This window comes from Herbiconiux sp., from assembly GCF_004297105.1.
In the GTDB taxonomy this organism is placed as follows: Bacteria; Actinomycetota; Actinomycetes; order Actinomycetales; family Microbacteriaceae; genus Herbiconiux.
Genome location: NZ_SCVE01000012.1, coordinates 341,364 through 358,292, shown reverse-complemented (window position 1 = coordinate 358,292; position 16,929 = coordinate 341,364). Strand labels below are relative to the sequence as shown.

The window sequence follows — 16,929 nt, the reverse complement described above, 5'->3', positions numbered from 1 at the left end:
CTGCGTCTTCTTCAGTGAGAGGCGCGGTCGGTCACTGTTCCATCCCCCCACCCGGCCGGCCGCGCCCCTCAATCCGGCGACGAGGGGGCCACGGCACACATGAACCGAGAGAACTGTTCCGAAGAGGCATCCGATGACTCCGGATTCGGCCTGCCGTATCTGCAGGGTGATGCCCCGGAGCGCTCGATCGCCGCGGTCGGCCACGGGGGCATGCGCGACGTGTCGGCGTCTGGCACGCGGGTGTTCCGTGCGAACCCGTTCCGGCTGGTGCCCTCGGTGTTCTTCGCACTCTTCTCCGACCACAACGAGCGCATCACCCGCATCGAGGTGAGTGAGGTGTGGGTGTACGTCACGCTGGGCTGGCACCAGACCTTCCTGTGGCACCGCGGCCAGGTGCGCTTCCGTGTCGATGCCCGGCGCAAGACCATCACGGTCGACAGCTTCGGTGAGCGCGTGGAGCTGTCGTGCCCTTATTTCTCCCGTGCCCTCATGGCCGAGGTGGAGCAGAGCCTGCCGAATCTCATCTGACGGCCGGCGGTGCTCCGTGCGCGCGCCCGGAGCGCCCGGCGTCAGCCGCGGCTGAGTGCGACCACGACGAGAACGGATGTTCCGCCCACCAGCAGCGCCGCTCCCGCTCCCTGTACCACGCGACTTGCGGCGAGGCGTTCGCCGAGGGAGTGCAGCCCGGGCCGCTGGAAACGCGGCCGTTCGCGCCGGGCGAAGAGCGACCGGCGTGGGGCGGGCCGGGGCGCCCGTGGCTGTACCGAACGTGGCTGTACGGATCGCGGCTGTACGGATCGCGGCTGCACCGACGAAGGGTCGACCAGAAGCGGCTGCACGGGCGGCGGATCAGCCGACGGCGCGTGCGTCCACCGCGCACGGGTGCGTGGATGCGGCGCGTCCGCGCGTCGGTCGGACGCGGCCGGTCTCGGTCGCACGCTCGTCACGTCGAGTTCCCAGAGCAGGTCGTCGAAGGCGTCGTCGGATTCGCTGGCGCGGGACATCCGGTGCTTCCTCACTCTCCCCGCGCCCTGGTCTGGCCGGCCGTCGACGCGTGTGCCGAGCCTAGGCAGGCGCCCGGCCGAGTGCGATGGGGAGAACTCCCCATGCGCCCGATCAGTCGGCGGCCGGTGCGCCGAGCATCGCCGCGTAGGCCGTCATCGACCGTGCGTAGCGGGGGAGGTGGCCCGCGAGCGCGGTGAGGGCGAGCGACACGGCCTCGCGCTCCCGGCCCGCGTCGGTGAGTGCCAGCGCGAGGAACGCCACGACGGCGTCGTCGAGCTCGTCGGATGCGGCCTCCCGCTCGGTCTCGAGCAGGCGCACGCTCTCCTCGACCTCACCGAGGGCGCGCAGCGAGCTGGCGAGCTGGATGGTGGCCTGCCGGCGCCTTGAGGCATCCAGTCCCGTCGCGAGCGCCTGCCGGTAGAGGGGGATGGCGAGCTCGGTGCGACCGGTGGAGTCATAGGCGCCGCCCCGCTCGTAGGCGGCGAGGGCGCTGCCCTCGGGGAGCTCTGCCGTCAGGCGATCCATCGCATCGAGGAACCCCTGCTCGGTGTACTCGTCGAAGGAGTCCCAGAGGCGGGCCGCCCGGTCGTGCCAGTCGCCCGTGCGGGCGTCGTCGGTGCTCATCGGTCCAGTGTCACACGCCCGTGTCACACGAGGCGGCGCGCTCCCGAGCTGCCCTGAGCCCGGCGTGGCCGCTTGGAATGTCGGAGGTGCGGCGCACAATGGCGTCATGGAGAACATGATGATCTGCGAGCGGTGCGACGGTTCGGGTGCCGACCCGATGCAGAGCCACGTCGACGACGACGTGCTGCTGTGCATCGAGTGCCGGGGCGATGGGGTGCAGGTGTGGGTCGAGGCCGAACTCGTTCACGAACTGCGCCTGAGTGCCTGATCGGTTCCCGTGGTGTGCGGGAGCCCTGTCCACATGACACGAACTGATAACGAAGGCTTCGGCGACGTGCGAAATCGAGCCGCACGGGAGACGATTTCTTAGGGGAGGGCACGATGGGATTCAGCAGATATCGCCGATCCCGCCCCGAGAGCGCCGATCCTGTGGCGCCCGACCCGAACGATCCCTACGCGGCCTACCTCTCCTGGGTGGCCGAGGGCAGGCCCGCTCTCGCGGCCGCGGGTGTCGGCAGCGGTGTGGCCGTTCCGCTTCCCGAGGCCTCCACGGTGCGCCTCGCCGATCATGTCCAGGTGCAACAGGTCGGCGCGGCCGTCTCGCAGCCACGGCCATCCGCCTGGCAGCGCGTCACGGGCGCCTTCCGCCGCGACCACTGAGCTGCCGGCGCACCGACTCGTGACGCGGGGCCGTCGCCGCATCCGCGTCGCGGACTTCGCCACTCCTCGCGTCGACCGCGGCCGAGAGCGCCGCGCTCGCCGCGATTCGTGGAGAAGTCCGCACACAGCGCAGCGACCCGCCCCTTCACGCCGGCCCGAGGGCCGGGAGCAGAAGGGACGGGTCGCGGGCGACGCGGTGGCGTCAGACGGTGTGCGCGAGCGAGAAGCGCACGGCGCCCTCGGCGTCGACCTGGGCGTCGAGGATCTTGTCGTCGAGGGCGACGGCGGCCGCCTCGTCGATGTACACGCGGGCTCCCGAACTCTCGACCACCTGGTCGTCGGGCTCCGGATGCGGCGCCACGGCCACCTGGAACTCGTTGCCGTCTTCCGCGCTCGAGATGCGCAGGCCCGTCTCGGTCACGTCGGGGGAGGCGGCCGCCGTGCGGTCCGCGATGTTCTTGACGACTGCTCCGGCGTTGTCGGTGAGGGTGAGCATGGGCTCTCCTTCCGTTGCGATTGGAGGTACCAACCCTTGTCGGGTGCAGAGGAGGCCGCAAGGCGAACCCAGGTGCCTCTGCGGGAACACCCAGGAGAATCGGATGCCGGCCCGCTCGGCGATCGGCCGTGATCGCCTGCGCCCGGCGAGCCGGCGGCGCCGTGCGCCCCGCTCCTTGGAACCGATGCTCACCGGTTGCGGGGAGGGCGTCCTTCGCGGAGGTCGCCCGCTCCGGCGGCGCCTGACCAGCCGGCACTGCCCGACCCGGTCGCGTCGTGCTCCCGGGCGGCCGAGCGCGCGTCGTACTCCCCGATCAGCTGCCACACCGTGCCCGTGAGCCCCGGGTGATCGAGTGCGATCTGACGCAGCACCCGGTAGTTGCGCACCGACGAGGGCCGTTGGCCACCGTTCTCGGTGATGGTGTCGGCGCGCAGCAGGTAGACCACGAGTTCGTCGACGGTCGGCAGCTCCTCCATGAACTCCCACGGGTCTTCTCCCGCGAGCAGTCGCTCGTGCACGATCGTGTCGAGTTCGTCGGCCGCTTCGGCGCGCAGCACCTCGAGGCTCGCGCGCCCACGGGGAAGATGCTCGCTCGTCACCCTTCGAGCCTAGACACGGCACTCGCAGAGTTCGAATCGGCGCCGAACCGCATAAGAAAACGACCCTTCATCGACACTATGTCGATGAGACCCCCGATTCTTATGCGATTCGGAGCGCACGGCGGCAGCTAGAGCTGCGCGGCCGACACCGCGAACGTGTCGCACGCGCCTGTTCCCAACGAGAGCCCCGCCTGGAACCACTTCTGCCGGGACTCGCTCGACCCGTGCGTCCACGACTCGGGGTCGACCCCGCCGCCCGACTGCTGCTGGATGCGGTCGTCGCCGATCACCGACGCCGCGTTCAGCGCATCCGCGATCTGTGCGTCCGTGACGGGCTCGAGGAAGGTGACGCCGTTCTCGTCCTCGATCGTGGAGGCGGCGCCCACCCAGGCGCCCGCCAGGCAGTCGGCCTGCAGCTCGGTGCGCACCGAATCCGAGGCCGGACCGGTGAGCGAGTGGTCGGTGTTCGACAGGATGCCCGACAGCTGCTGGATGTGGTGACCCCACTCGTGCGCCACAACGTACATCTCGGACAGGGTGCCGCCCGATGCCCCGAAGCGGGTGCGCAGCTCGTCGAAGAAGCTGGTGTCGATGTAGATCGTCTTGTCGGGCGGGCAGTAGAAGGGGCCGGTGGCGCTGGAGGCCTGGCCGCATCCGGTGCTCGTCGATCCGTCGAAGAGGATGACCGACGGCGTGCGGTAGTCGACCTGCAGCTGCGGGCTCTCGCCGACCCAGTAGACGTCGAGGGAGTTCGCCGCGCCCACGATGAGGCAGTCGACGTTCGAATTCGCGTCGGCCCCGGTGGAGCATTCGAGCGACTGGTCGGGTTGCGAGGCCGACTGGTCGCTGCCGGTCAGCCCGGCGAGGCCGGTGAGGTCGAAGCCCACCAGCTGCGAGAGGATCACGAGGCCCACCACGACTATCGCGCTTCCGCCGCCGATGGCGGCGTTGCGACCACGTTTGGAGACCTTGCCCGAGTCGAGCTTGGAGTCGGGGTTGAACGTCATACCGAGAAAGCTACTGCGTCACGGCGTGGCCGGCTTGTTGTCGGTGCTGCGCACCACCCAGGCGTCGCCCACGCGCTCGAGCAGGTTCCAGCTCGCGGTGTCGACCACCAGTTCGGTGAGCGACGGGTCGATCGCCTGCAGCACCGGACGGATGACGGCATCGTGTGTGACGACCACGAGCGGCCCGTCGGCCACCACGTCGGCGAGCGCGGGCAGCACCCGCTCGAGCACGTCGGAGGTCGGCTCGACTCCCGGTGCGGCGTCGACGCTGCCGAACTCGGCCACCACGTCGGTCTTCGGATGCCCGGTCCACGCACCGTAGTCGCGGTCGTTGAAGCGCGGGTCGGCTTCGTGCGGCACGCCCAGAGTCGCGGCGATGGCCTCCGCCGTGCGGGTGGCTCGTTGCAGCGGACTCGACAGAACGCGCGTCGCCGTGAATTCCGGGATAGCGGCAAGAGCCACCGCCAGCCGCGACGCCTCGGCCTCTCCGACGCGATCGAGCGGGGGATTCGCGAGTCCCCGGAGACGGCCCTCGGCGTTGAGCGCGGTGCGGCCGTGGCGGGCGAGCACGAGGAGGGTCATGCGCCCACCTTCCCGTGCGGGAGGCGGCACGTCAACCGTTCTCAGATCGTGCCCGGCGACCGGGCCAGGGCCGATACGATCGTGCTCGACACACCAGGGATGCTGCGGCGGAAGGAATCACCATGAGTTCTGCGACCTCCTTCGATGGCCGTGCGTTCCACTTCGAGGTGGAGCAGGATGCGCGGCCCGCGGCCGGGGCGTTCGTCACCTTCACGACGGCCGACGGCGTGCGGCGGCTCGGCCAGGTGCTCGAGTCGGTGCCCGCTGAGTCCGGCACGGTGGGCATCGTGGGGCGCGTGCTCGGCGAGGTCGATGGAGATGGCGCGTTCCTGGGCCTCTCGGGTCTGCCCTTCACGGATGCCGACGTGAACCCGGCTGACGAGGGCACGATCGACCGGGTGTACGCGGCACCCGGTGCCCGCCTGACGATCGGCGCCCTCGAGGCCTCTCCGGGGGTTCCCGCCCGGCTGCTGCCCAACCGCTTCAACCGGCACACGTTCTGGTGCGGTCAGAGCGGATCGGGAAAGACCTACGCCCTCGGCGTCGTGCTCGAAGAACTGCTGCTGCACACCGAGCTGCCCATGGTGGTGTTCGATCCCAATGGCGATTTCGTGCGGTTGCGCGAGCTGCGGGCGCCGAAGGTGCCGCAGGGCGAGGATGGTGGCGCCGCCTTCGACCGCGAGGCTCTGGCGGGCCGCGACATCCGCATCCGCCGGCCGCTGGGCGCGGTCGGGGCCCCGGCAGCCGAGGCCGGCACCGCCCCTCTGCTCGTGCGCTTCACCGAGCTGCGGATGCGCTCTAAGGCCGCCGTTCTCGGCATCGACCCGTTGGTCGACCGCGAGGAGTACAACGCCCTCCTGCACTACGAGAGCCGCATCGCGAGCGAGAACCCCGAGCAGATCGTGGTCGACCTGCAGGCGAGCGCCGACCCGGCGGCGCGGGCCCTCGCCCTGCGGGTCGAGAATCTGCGGCTGATGGACTGGGAGCTCTGGGCGGGGAACGAGGAGGCCATCACCGACACGCTCGACGGGCGTCCCGACGCCCTGATCCTGGATGTCGGCGGCTTCACCTACCCCGATGAACACCTCGTGGCGGCGCTCGCCGTGCTCGACCGGCTCTGGGCCGAGCGGGAACGCCGTCGCCCGGTGCTGATCGTGATCGACGAGGCGCACAACTTCGCGGGTCCCGACGCGGAGTCGCCGCTCGCCCGAGCCGTGCGCGACCGCATCGTTCAGATCGCGGCCGAGGGTCGCAAGTTCGGGCTCTGGCTGCTGCTGTCGACTCAGCGGCCCTCCAAGGTGCATCCGGGCATCCTGTCGCAGTGCGACAACCTGGCGCTGATGAAGATGAGCTCGCCCGTCGATCTCGCCGAGCTCGCCTCCGTCTTCGGCTTCGCCCCGGCTGCCCTGCTCGAGCGGTCGCCGCTCTTCCGCCAGGGTGAGGCCCTGTTCGCGGGCGGCTTCGTGCCCGCGCCCACGATCGCCCGGATGCGCGAACGACTCACGGAGGAGGGTGGCGCCGACGTACCGGTTCCGTTGCGCTGACCCTCCTGTGTATACACGGGACTGCCAGGAGCCTTGATTCGCGGCGCCCACCGCGGTACATTGGCACCAATGTATACACGAGAGGGTCGGGCGTAGTGGCCCGCGCGAGCGACACGGCCTATGAGGCTCTGCGGTCGCAGATCATCTCGTGGGAGCTCGTGCCCGGCACGGTGCTCGCGGAGGTGGAGCTCTCGAGTCGGCTCGGCATCTCCCGGACGCCCGTGCGCGAGGCCCTCGCGCGCCTGGTGGCCGACGGCCTCGCCGAACCCGGCGGCCGGGGGCTCGTGGTCTCGCCGGTCTCGGCCGAGAACGTCACCGAGTTGTTCGAGCTTCGCCAGGCCCTCGAGGCGCAGGCCGCGTCGATCGCGGCCGAGCGTCGTGATGCCGAGCCGTTCCTGGCCCTGCAGCGCGAACTGCGCGAGGTGCCCGCACTGCTCGCCGACCACGATCCGGCCCACCATGCCTACTACGACCTCGTCGCGCGCTTCGACGACGCGGTCGACGAAGCCGTGGGCAACCAGTTCCTCGTGCAGGCCCTCGACGGGGTGCGCACGCACCTCGCGCGCATCCGTCGCCTCTCGCGGGACAACCCCGCCCGCCTGCTCGATGCCGCCCGCGAGCACCTGCTGATCGTCGACGCCATCGTCGACGGCGACGCGCGCCTGGCAGCGGATGCGACCCGGGTGCATCTCCACCGCAGCCTGCACGCCACCCTCGACTCCCTCGTGAGCGACGAAGCCCTCACCCCCGAGGCATCGATCCCAGAAGCATCGACCCCCTCGACATCGACCCCCTAGAGAAGGACGCACCAGCGCAATGAACCTGCACGACGTACGCGTGTACAAGAGCGACGAGAACCTCGCCCGCGAAGACCAGCTCGCCTGGAAGATCGCGGAGGTCGCCGCCGATCCCGTGGCCGTGAGCCCCGAGGTCAGCGAGATGGTGATCAACCGCATCATCGACAACGCCTCCGTGGCGGTGGCCTCCATCACCCGCGGTCCGGGCATCGCCGCCCGCGCCCAGGCTCTCGACCACCCCTACGCCCCGGGCGCATCCGTCTTCGGCGTCACCGGCGGCTACAGCCCCGAGTGGGCTGCCTGGGCCAACGGCGTGGCCGTGCGCGAGCTGGACTACCACGACACCTTCCTCGCGGCCGAGTACTCGCACCCGGGCGACAACATCCCGCCGATCCTCGCGGTGGCCCAGCACACCGGATGCACGGGAGCCGCCCTGCTCCGCGGCATCGCCACGGGCTACGAGATCCAGGTCGACCTGGTGAAGGCCATCAGTCTGCACAAGCACAAGATCGACCACGTGGCCCACCTCGGCCCGTCGGCCGCCGCCGGAATCGGAACGATGCTCGGGCTGCCCGTCGAGACCATCTTCCAGGCCATCGGCCAGGCGCTGCACACCACCACCGCCACCCGCCAGTCGCGCAAGGGCGAGATCTCCACCTGGAAGGCGCACGCCCCCGCGTTCGCCGGCAAGATGGCGGTCGAGGCCGGCGACCGGGCGATGCGCGGCCAGACGTCGCCCACCCCGATCTACGAGGGCGAGGACGGCGTGATCGCCTGGTTGCTCGATGGCCCGGATGCGCACTACGAGGTTCCGCTGCCCGCCCCCGGTGAGGCCAAGCGCGGCATCCTCGACACCTACACGAAGGAGCACTCGGCCGAGTACCAGGCGCAGGCCTGGATCGACCTCGCCCGCAAGCTGCACCACGAGCATCCGGAGCTCGCCGACCCGGCGAACGTGGGAAGCGTCACCATCCACACGAGCCACCACACGCACTACGTGATCGGCTCGGGCGCGAACGACCCGCAGAAGTACGACCCCACCGCGAGCCGCGAGACGCTCGACCACTCGATCCCCTACATCTTCACGGTGGCGCTGCAGGACGGCGCGTGGGACCACGTGGGCTCGTACAGCCCCGAGCGCGCCGGCCGCCCCGACACGGTCGAGCTGTGGAACAAGGTGCGCACCCTCGAAGACCCCGAGTGGACGCGCCGCTACCACTCGAACGACCCCGCCGAGAAGGCGTTCGGCGGCCGGGTCGAGATCATCCTGCACGACGGTTCCACCCTCACCGACGAGATCGCGGTGGCGGATGCGCACCCCCTGGGGGCGCGGCCGTTCGCCCGCGAGGACTACATCCGCAAGTTCCGCACGCTCGCCGCCGGGGTGGTGGAGGATGCCGAGGTCGAGCGCTTCCTCGCCCTGGTGCAGCGTCTGCCCGAACTCACCGCCGACGAGGTGCGCGAGCTCAACGTCGTGGCCGCGCCCGGGGTTCTCGAGGCGCTCGCACTCCCGAAGGGACTCTTCTGATGCTGTACACCACCACACCCGCCCACGAGAAGCGGGCCGCCTTCCGTCAGGCCCTCGACTCGGGCGTTCTTCAGCGGATGCCCGGGGCGTTCAACCCCCTCTCCGCGCGCCTGATCGAGGAGAAGGGCTTCGAGGGCGTCTACATCTCCGGCGCCGTGATCGCGGCCGACCTGGGGTTCCCCGACATCGGACTCACGACCCTCACCGAGGTGGCGGCCCGCGGCGGCCAGATCTCACGGATGACGAACCTGCCGACGCTCATCGATGCCGACACCGGGTTCGGCGAGCCCATGAACGTGGCGCGCACCGTCCAGACCCTCGAAGACGCGGGGGTCTCGGGCCTCCACATCGAGGACCAGGTGAACCCGAAGCGCTGCGGCCACCTCGACGGCAAGGCCGTGGTCGACGCCGATACCGCCGTGAAGCGCATCCGGGCGGCCGTGGATGCGCGGCGCGACCCCAACCTGCTCATCATGGCGCGCACCGACATCCGCGCGAACGACGGGCTCGGGGCGGCGATCGATCGCGCCAAGCAGCTCGTCGACGCGGGCGCCGACGCGATCTTCCCCGAGGCGATGGCCGACCTGTCGGAGTTCGCGGCGATGCGCGCGGCGATCGACGTGCCGTTGCTCGCGAACATGACCGAGTTCGGCAAGAGCGAGCTGTTCACCGAGCAGCAGCTCGCCGACGTCGGCATGAACCTCGTGATCTATCCCGTCTCTCTGCTGCGCATCGCGATGGGTGCGGCCGAGCGCGGACTCGACCAGTTGGTGGCCGAAGGTTCACTGAAAGGCCAGGTGAGCGGGATGCAGACCCGTGCGAGGCTGTACGAACTGCTCGACTACTCGGCGTACAACAGCTTCGACACATCCGTGTTCAATTTCGACGTTCCGACCGCCCGCTGAACGAGCGGCTTCACGAAGGAGTGACTGACATGACCGATGCGACAGAGATCCGCAAGGGGCTCGCCGGCGTGGTGGTGGACTACACCGCCGTCTCGAAGGTGAACCCCGAGACCAACTCGCTGCTCTACCGGGGCTATCCGGTGCAGGAGCTGGCGGCGAACTGCTCATTCGAAGAGGTGGCGTACCTGCTCTGGAACGGCGACCTGCCGGATGCCGATGAGCTCGCCGCGTTCCAGAAGGAGGAGCGGTCGCAGCGGGCGCTGGATCCTGCCGTGAAGCGCGTGATCGACGAGCTGCCGCTGACGGCGCATCCGATGGACGTCGTGCGCACCGCGGTGAGCGTGATCGGCGCGCTCGACCCCGCGTGGGACGACGCGTCGCCCGAGGGCAATCTCGCGAAGTCGGTGTCGCTGCTCGCGAAGCTGCCCGCGATCGTGTCGTACGACCAGCGTCGTCGGCGTGGCCAGGAGGTCGTGGAGCCCGACGAATCGCTCGGCTACTCGGCGAACTTCTTGAAGATGTCGTTCGGCGAGGTGCCGTCGGATGTCGTGGTGAAGGCCTTCGACGTGTCGATGATCCTTTACGCGGAGCACTCGTTCAACGCCTCGACGTTCACGGCCCGGGTCGTGACCTCGACGCTCTCCGACCTGTACTCGGCCGTGGTCGCGGGCATCGGCGCGCTCAAGGGCCCGCTGCACGGCGGGGCGAACGAGGCCGTGATGCACATCTTCGACGAGATCGGGTCGGCGGATGCCGCGGAGGCCTGGCTCGAAGACGCCCTGGCGAACAAGAAGAAGATCATGGGCTTCGGCCACCGGGTCTACAAGAACGGCGACTCGCGGGTGCCCACCATGAAGGCCTCGCTCGACCTGCTGGTGGAGGAGTACGACCGGCCCGACCTGTTGGCGCTGTACGACGCGCTCAACGACGCCATGCAGTCGCGCAAGGCCATCCAGCCGAACCTCGACTACCCGTCGGGCCCGGCCTACCACTTGATGGGCTACGACACCGAGATCTTCACGCCGCTGTTCGTGGCGTCGCGGATCACCGGCTGGACGGCGCACATCATGGAGCAGCTCGCGTCGAACGCGCTCATCCGCCCCCTCTCGGCCTACAACGGAGTCGACGAGCGCCACCTCCCCCACTAACCTCCTCGCGACTCGCCAAAATCCGGTCCAATTCGAACGAGATGGGCCGGATTGTGGCGAGTCGCGAAGAGGGGATCGTGTTTACTTGCCTGAGGGTCGGGGCTAGGGGGAACTGTGGACGGCACGAGTATCGCGGCGATCGTGCTGGTGCCGCTGCTGGCGGTGCTCGCGCCGATCGTGGCGGCGCTCATCGGGCGGGTGGCGAAGGTGCCGCTCGTGGTGTTCGAGATCGTACTCGGGCTGGTGTTCGGGCCGAGTCTTCTCGGCTGGATCCCGGAGAGCGGATTCGCCGAAGCCCTCGCCCAATTCGGTCTCGCCCTGCTCTTCTTCATGGCGGGCAACGAGATCGATTTCACGGCCATCAAGGGCCGTCCCCTCAGGCGGGCCGGCCTCGGCTGGCTGATCTCGCTCGTGCTCGGGCTCGTGGCGGGCATCGCGCTCGCACCCTCGGTGGAGGCGGGCGTGTTCATCGGGATCGCGCTCACCTCCACCGCGCTCGGCACCATCATGCCGATGCTGCGGGATGCGGGTGAGCTGAGCACGCCGTTCGGCCGCGCCGCCACCGCGGTGGGCGCCGTGGGGGAGTTCGGGCCGCTGATCGCCATCTCGCTGTTCCTCAGCGGACGCTCGCCGGGTCTCGCCGCCGTGGTGCTGATCGGCTTCGCGGTGATCTCCGGCCTCGCCATCTGGCTCGCGTCGCGCGGACCGTACAAGTGGCTCCACTCCATCGTCACCGCCACGTTGCACACGAGCGGTCAGTTCGCGGTGCGGCTCGTGCTGCTCGTGGTGGCCGCTCTGGTGTGCCTCAGCATCGCGCTCGGCCTCGACATGCTCCTCGCGGCGTTCGCCGCCGGCATCCTCTACCGGTTGCTGCTCTCGGGCGCCAACAAGCCTGACCTGGAGTTCATCGAGTCGAAGCTCGAGGCCGTGGCCTTCGGCTTCCTCGTGCCGGTCTTCTTCATCTACACGGGTGTGACGTTCGATCTGAACTCGCTGCTCACCGAGCCGAACGCGCTGCTGCTCCTGCCGATCTTCCTCGTTCTGCTGCTCGTGGTGCGGGGGCTGCCGGGCCTGCTGGCGGCACCGGTCGGTGCCTCGGGCAACGATCGCATCGCTCTCGGCCTGTTCAGCGCCACGGGTCTGCCGATCATCGTGGCGGTCACCTCCATCGGCCTCGAGGAGGGCGTGCTGGAGGCGGGCACCGCCTCGGCTCTGGTGGGCGCCGGGATGCTGTCGGTGCTGGTGTTCCCGCTCATCGCGCTCACCCGGCGCCGCAAGTCGCTCGGCGGCGCAAAGCGGCCCCCCGACGTCGACGCGCACATTCCCGTGGAGGGCTGACGCGCATCCGCTGGTCGTGCCCGTCGCTGCGGGCTCGCGGAGCCGCGGCTAAGCGGTCATCGTGTCGAGGATCATGGTGAGGTCGTCGAGGGTGGTGCGCGGGTTGAGGATGGCGAAGCGGGCATTCGTGCGGCCGTGGTGCGCGCTGGGGGTGACGAAGGCGACCTGGTCGTCGAGCAGCCGGGTCGACCAGGCGTTGTAGTCGGCCTTCTCCCAGCCGACGCGCTCGAAGACGACCACCGAGAGCTGCGGCTCGCGCACGAGGGTGAACTCGCGGCGGCCGTCGATGATGCGGGCGATCTGCTGAGCGAGATCGAGGGCGTTCGTGATGGCATCCCGGTAGACCTGGGCGCCATAGCTGGCGAGGGAGAACCAGAGCGGCAGGCCGCGGGGGCGCCGGGTGAGGTGGGCGGCGAAGTCGGAGGGACTCCAGTCGCCGGTCTCGGTGAGGGTGTCGAGGTAGTCGGCGTGCTGGGTGTGCGCCCGCCGGCCGAGCTCGGGGTCGCGGTAGAGCAGCGCGCAGGCGTCGAAGGGGGCGAAGAGCCACTTGTGGGGATCGACCACGAGCGAATCGGCGCGTTCGACTCCCGCGAAGCGAGGGCGGGCGAGAGGGGAGAGCATCGCGGAGAGGCCGTAGGCGCCATCGACGTGGAACCAGACATCGTGGCGGGAGGCGGCATCCGCGATCCCCGCGAGGTCGTCGACGATGCCGAAGTTCGTGGTGCCCGCGGTGGCGACGACCGCGAACACGCTGTCGCCGTGCACGTCGAGGGCCTCCTCCACGGCGGGGCCGCGCAGAACGCCGTCGGAATCGACCGGCACCGCGACGATCTCGATGTCCATCACCCGGGCGGCGGATGCGATCGAGGAGTGCGCTTCGGCGCTGCAGACCACTCGCCACCGGTCGGGAGCCGGCCGGCCGGCCGCGGTGCGGGTGGCGCGAGCCGTCTCGCGGGCGGCGACCAGGGCGGAGAGGTTGCCGAGGGTGCCGCCCTGCACGAACACGCCGCCGGCACCTGCCGGGAGACCGAACTCCGCGGCGAGCCAGCGCAGCACCTCGTTCTCGGCGTGCACCGCGCCGGCACCCTCGAGCCACGATCCGCCGTAGAGAGCGGATGCCGACACCACGACGTCGAACGCGGCGGCCGCCTTCGACGGGGCGCTGGGGATGAACGAGAGGTACCGGGGGTCGTCGGTGGTGATGCACGCGGGGGCGAGGATGTGCTCGAAGATCGAGAGCGCCTTGGCCCCGCCGATGCCGTTCTCGGTGATCGTGGTGCCGGCGAGGCGGGTCAGCTCGGCGGGGGTCTGCGGCTTGTCGAGCGGCGCATCCGCCATCAGCAGGCGCTGCCGCGAGTAGTCGAGCACCCGATCGACGATGTCGCGGTTCTCGTCGGTCACCTCGTGCATGCGGGCCGGGAAAGGGTTCGTGGTCATGGAGTCCTCCGGAGCCTCACCCTACCCAGGGGAATCAGGCGGAATGCAGCGTATCCGCGCGACCTCCGCCGTATTCGGCCCAGGTCACGCGGATTCGCTGCGTAGGGGCCGGTTGCCGCTGTGCCAAGCTGGAGCGGTGAGCGCACTCGACCCCGCCGACCTCGTTCCTGCCGACCTCGCGCATCTCGAGCACGCCGTCGCCCTCGCCCGGGCAGCGCGCGATCGTGGCGATCATCCGTTCGGGGCGATCATCGTCACGGCCGACGGGCGAGTGATCGAGGGGCTCAACGACGTCATCACCGGGCACAACCCCATCGGGCACGCCGAGACCAACCTCGTGCGCGACGCCGGTCAGCAGCTCGAGGTGGCCGAGCTGGCCGGCAGCACGCTGTTCACGAGCACCGAGCCCTGCGTCATGTGCACCGGCGCGATCTACTGGTCGGGCATCCCGCGCGTGGTGTTCGCGCTGTCGGAGGGCGACCTGGGTGCGATGGTGAGCGATCAGTCGGGTGTGCCGACCCTGTCGCTACCGAGCCGCGAGGTGTTCGCGCGCGGCGGGCGCCCGGTCGAGGTCGTGGGGCCCGTGGCGATCCCCGAGGCGACCGACGTGCATCGGGGATTCTGGGACGCCGGATGACGGCGGTGAGACCACGTGCATCCTTCTGGGCGCTCTGTCTGATCGGTCTGGTCGCGGGGTTCCTCTCCGGTCTGTTCGGTGTCGGCGGCGGTATCGTCGTGGTCCCGGCGCTCGTGAGCATCCTCGGATTCCCGCAGAAGCTCGCGACGGGGACGTCGTTGCTCGCCATCGCTCCGGTCACCCTGGTGGGTGCCTTGAGCTACACGGTGCTGGGCACGACCGATTGGGCTTACGGCCTGCTGCTGGCCGCGGGCGCCGTGGCCGGCGGGCTCGTCGGGAGCTGGCTGCTCACCCGGCTGCCCTCCCGCGCGGTGGCGCTGCTGTTCGTGGTCTTCCTGCTCGTGGTGGCTGTTCGCCTGGTCTTCACGCAGCCCTCGAGCGACGCCACACCCGACCTCACCCTCCTGGGCGGCGTCCTGCTCGTGGTCGTCGGCTTCGTGGCCGGAGTGCTCTCCGGGGTGATCGGCGTGGGCGGCGGGATCGTGATCGTTCCGGCGCTCGTTCTGGGCGGGGGTGTCGGTGACCTCGTGGCGAAGGGGAGCTCCCTGATCGCCATCGCCCCGAGCAGCATCACCACGTCGGTCGCCAATCTGCGCCGGCGCAACGCCGATCTGCGGGCCGGGCTGATCATCGGCATCGCGGGCTGCGCATCCACGGTGGCCGGGAGCTATACGGCGAGCGTCACACCCACGCGCGTCGCCGCTGTGGCATTCGCGTGCTTCCTGGTGCTCGTCGCCGCCCAGATGCTGTGGCGGCAGTTCCGCCGGCCGACGGTCGACAACTAGGGCGGCGCACCGCCCGGCTACCCCGTGATCGGCTGCGAGGGGGCATCGAGGTAGGAGAGCCAGCCGCCGAACTCCGTGATGTCGGGGCCCTGCGCCCAGGAACAGCCGAACCCGAGCACCTCGCGGTGGTCGGCCAGCTCGATCCGGCCCAGCGTCATCGGCTGCGGCAGCGCGGCGAGGAATCTGCCGAGCGCGGCAGGCGGCACCAGCCAGGCCTCGCCCGCGAGAGAGCGGCCGGCTCCCTGTTCGACGCGCACCACACCGGGCTTCGGGGTCGGGCCGGGCAGCGCGTGCATCCGGTAGGCGTCCGAAGTCTGCACCGCCGTGAGAAGCCGTGCACCGGCCGACACCAGCTGGTGGTTGAGCGGCTGACCGCTCAGGTGGGCGCCGAAGACCGCGAGCTCGATCCCGCCCGTGGGCAGCACCAGCGGTGTCTCGTCCACCAGGAGGGCGGCGACGTCGATGGCGACCTGGTCGGCGAACGCGCGCACCACCACGGTCACCCCGAAGAGGCCGTCGTGGGTCTCGCCGGCCGGTACCGCGACTCCGGCCAGGTCAAGCAGGTTCATGAAGTTCGTGAAGGTGCCGAGGCGTGAATTGACGGCGACGGGATCGGCGGCCACCTCGGCGAGCGTCGGATGCTCCGGCGTGGTCGGCACGAGCAGCGCGTCGAATCCCTCGAGGAGGGCTGCGGCCTGGAGGCGGTAGCGGGCGACCCGCTCCTGATCGGCGACCAGGTCGGGCCCCCGGCGCCCCTCCGCAGCCGCGACGATGAGGGCCACGGTCGGGTCGGCGCCCTCCGGATGCGCGGCCATGAACGCGCCGTACGCGGCGTAGCGCTCGGCGACGAGCGCGCCCTCGTAGAGCAGCTTGGCGCACTCGAGGAAGGGGCCGAGATCGATCTCCTCGGTCGTGGCTCCGCGGTCGCGAAGCCGCGCGACGGCCGCCGAGAACAGGGCGCGGCGTTCCGAGGAGAGCGACTCGAGGAATTCGGGTCGAGGCACCGCGATCCGCGGCTGGGCCGGCGCGGCGAGCACCACATCGGCGGGCCACTCGCGAGACGCGGGATCGAGCCGGCTGCTGCCCGCGATCACGGCCGTGACCTCGGTGGCCACGGCGAGTGTGCGCGCGAAGACGGTGACGGCGTCGTAGGAGCGGCAGGCGGGGACCACGCCATCCACGGGCACGATCCCGAGGGTGGTCTTGATCCCGACGATGCCGTTCAGGGCGGCGGGCACCCGTCCCGACCCGGCGGTATCGGTGCCGAGCGCGGCGTCGACGATGCCGAGCGCGACCGCGACGGCCGAGCCCGACGACGACCCGCCGGAGATGCGATCGGGGAACCGGCTGTTCCGCACGGCGCCGTAGGGGCTCCGGGTGCCCACGAGCCCGGTGGCGAACTGATCGAGGTTGGTCTTGCCGAGCACGATCGCGCCGGCGTCGATCAGGCGCTGAACGGCCGACGCCGACGTCTCTGCCCGGTGGGCGAATGCGGGGTGCCCCGCGGTCGTCGGCAGCCCGGCCACATCGATGTTGTCCTTGACGGCCACCACGAGGCCCGCGCACGGGAGGGACTCGCCGGCGGCGACGCGCTCATCGAGCGCCGCGGCCTCGGCGAGCACGTCGGCCTCGGGCCGGAGGGTGATCCAGATCTCCGGTCGATCGGTCTCGGCGATGCGGGCGAAGGCCTGCTGCACCCGTTCTGTCACGCGGTCACTCATGGGGTCTCCTGGATGCCCACGTCGGGCGTCGTCGTTACGTGGATTTAACGCAGTTGGTGCCGATGCGGAACAAAACTATCAGATGATAGGAACTCCCCAGAGACCCAAGCGACAGG

Annotated in this window: 18 protein-coding genes and 1 pseudogene; 11 read left to right on the top strand and 8 right to left on the bottom strand. The window is 70.2% G+C overall.

What is annotated here, in order from left to right:
* The first annotated feature begins 99 nt into the window (after positions 1 to 99).
* Entirely contained in the window at positions 100 to 528 is a 429-nt protein-coding gene (locus tag EPO52_RS08100; RefSeq protein WP_290804462.1) for a hypothetical protein, read from the top strand.
* Positions 529 to 569: 41 nt separating this feature from the next.
* Here the strand turns inward: EPO52_RS08100 and EPO52_RS08095 are convergent, their stop codons facing one another.
* Positions 570 to 1,004, bottom strand: coding sequence for a hypothetical protein (locus EPO52_RS08095; protein WP_290804459.1), 435 nt, complete (start codon positions 1,002 to 1,004; stop codon positions 570 to 572).
* Positions 1,005 to 1,116: 112 nt separating this feature from the next.
* Positions 1,117 to 1,629, bottom strand: coding sequence for a tetratricopeptide repeat protein (locus EPO52_RS08090; protein ID WP_290804457.1), 513 nt, complete (start codon positions 1,627 to 1,629; stop codon positions 1,117 to 1,119).
* Positions 1,630 to 1,735: 106 nt separating this feature from the next.
* Here EPO52_RS08090 and EPO52_RS08085 point away from each other — a divergent pair, with 106 nt between their 5' ends.
* Both EPO52_RS08085 and EPO52_RS08080 read left to right on the top strand, forming a co-directional pair.
* On the top strand, positions 1,736 to 1,897 hold the full coding sequence (locus tag EPO52_RS08085; RefSeq protein WP_290804455.1) for a hypothetical protein: 162 nt from the start codon (positions 1,736 to 1,738) through the stop codon (positions 1,895 to 1,897).
* Positions 1,898 to 2,010: 113 nt separating this feature from the next.
* Positions 2,011 to 2,289: a hypothetical protein gene (locus tag EPO52_RS08080; RefSeq protein WP_290804452.1), complete on the top strand. Its 279-nt coding sequence runs from the start codon at positions 2,011 to 2,013 to the stop codon at positions 2,287 to 2,289.
* 202 nt (positions 2,290 to 2,491) lie between these two features.
* Here EPO52_RS08080 and EPO52_RS08075 read toward each other — a convergent pair whose 3' ends face one another.
* The 4 genes and pseudogenes from EPO52_RS08075 to EPO52_RS08060 form a co-directional block, all read right to left on the bottom strand.
* A complete protein-coding gene (locus EPO52_RS08075) occupies positions 2,492 to 2,785 on the bottom strand; it encodes a Fe-S cluster assembly protein HesB (protein ID WP_290804449.1) in 294 nt (97 codons plus the stop codon).
* A gap of 308 nt (positions 2,786 to 3,093) precedes the next feature.
* Positions 3,094 to 3,384 (bottom strand): annotated as a pseudogene (locus tag EPO52_RS08070) (tryptophan synthase subunit alpha); the annotation flags it as partial.
* Positions 3,385 to 3,512: 128 nt separating this feature from the next.
* Positions 3,513 to 4,391 carry a neutral zinc metallopeptidase gene (locus EPO52_RS08065; protein ID WP_290804447.1) on the bottom strand — a complete coding sequence of 293 codons (879 nt, stop codon included), beginning with the start codon at positions 4,389 to 4,391 and terminating at the stop codon, positions 3,513 to 3,515.
* 18 nt (positions 4,392 to 4,409) lie between these two features.
* Positions 4,410 to 4,973, bottom strand: a complete 564-nt coding sequence (locus EPO52_RS08060; RefSeq protein ID WP_290804445.1) for a histidine phosphatase family protein — start codon at positions 4,971 to 4,973, stop codon at positions 4,410 to 4,412.
* A gap of 122 nt (positions 4,974 to 5,095) precedes the next feature.
* Between EPO52_RS08060 and EPO52_RS08055 the strand changes: the two genes are divergently transcribed.
* From EPO52_RS08055 to EPO52_RS08030, 6 genes are all read left to right on the top strand, one after another.
* Complete coding sequence (locus EPO52_RS08055) at positions 5,096 to 6,517, top strand: ATP-binding protein (RefSeq protein ID WP_290804442.1); 1,422 nt, start codon at positions 5,096 to 5,098, stop codon at positions 6,515 to 6,517.
* A 95-nt stretch (positions 6,518 to 6,612) separates the two neighbouring features.
* Positions 6,613 to 7,314 (top strand): GntR family transcriptional regulator, encoded by a 702-nt coding sequence (locus tag EPO52_RS08050; protein WP_290804439.1) that lies wholly within the window; start codon positions 6,613 to 6,615, stop codon positions 7,312 to 7,314.
* Between the two features lie 19 nt (positions 7,315 to 7,333).
* Positions 7,334 to 8,842 carry an MmgE/PrpD family protein gene (locus EPO52_RS08045; protein WP_290804436.1) on the top strand — a complete coding sequence of 503 codons (1,509 nt, stop codon included), beginning with the start codon at positions 7,334 to 7,336 and terminating at the stop codon, positions 8,840 to 8,842.
* Positions 8,842 to 9,747, top strand: a complete 906-nt coding sequence (prpB, locus tag EPO52_RS08040; protein ID WP_290804433.1) for a methylisocitrate lyase — start codon at positions 8,842 to 8,844, stop codon at positions 9,745 to 9,747. Before EPO52_RS08045 ends, prpB begins: the two co-directional genes overlap by 1 nt.
* Before the next feature lie 29 nt (positions 9,748 to 9,776).
* Positions 9,777 to 10,895 carry a bifunctional 2-methylcitrate synthase/citrate synthase gene (locus EPO52_RS08035; protein ID WP_290804431.1) on the top strand — a complete coding sequence of 373 codons (1,119 nt, stop codon included), beginning with the start codon at positions 9,777 to 9,779 and terminating at the stop codon, positions 10,893 to 10,895.
* A 114-nt stretch (positions 10,896 to 11,009) separates the two neighbouring features.
* Positions 11,010 to 12,233 carry a cation:proton antiporter gene (locus EPO52_RS08030; RefSeq protein ID WP_290804429.1) on the top strand — a complete coding sequence of 408 codons (1,224 nt, stop codon included), beginning with the start codon at positions 11,010 to 11,012 and terminating at the stop codon, positions 12,231 to 12,233.
* A gap of 48 nt (positions 12,234 to 12,281) precedes the next feature.
* Here EPO52_RS08030 and EPO52_RS08025 read toward each other — a convergent pair whose 3' ends face one another.
* On the bottom strand, positions 12,282 to 13,670 hold the full coding sequence (locus tag EPO52_RS08025; protein WP_290804427.1) for an aminotransferase class V-fold PLP-dependent enzyme: 1,389 nt from the start codon (positions 13,668 to 13,670) through the stop codon (positions 12,282 to 12,284).
* A 136-nt stretch (positions 13,671 to 13,806) separates the two neighbouring features.
* Between EPO52_RS08025 and EPO52_RS08020 the strand changes: the two genes are divergently transcribed.
* Both EPO52_RS08020 and EPO52_RS08015 read left to right on the top strand, forming a co-directional pair.
* Entirely contained in the window at positions 13,807 to 14,307 is a 501-nt protein-coding gene (locus tag EPO52_RS08020) for a nucleoside deaminase (RefSeq protein WP_290804426.1), read from the top strand.
* Entirely contained in the window at positions 14,304 to 15,092 is a 789-nt protein-coding gene (locus EPO52_RS08015) for a sulfite exporter TauE/SafE family protein (RefSeq protein ID WP_290804424.1), read from the top strand. Before EPO52_RS08020 ends, EPO52_RS08015 begins: the two co-directional genes overlap by 4 nt.
* Before the next feature lie 17 nt (positions 15,093 to 15,109).
* Here EPO52_RS08015 and atzF read toward each other — a convergent pair whose 3' ends face one another.
* Complete coding sequence (gene atzF / locus EPO52_RS08010; protein ID WP_290804421.1) at positions 15,110 to 16,813, bottom strand: allophanate hydrolase; 1,704 nt, start codon at positions 16,811 to 16,813, stop codon at positions 15,110 to 15,112.
* Between the last annotated feature and the right edge of the window lie 116 nt (positions 16,814 to 16,929).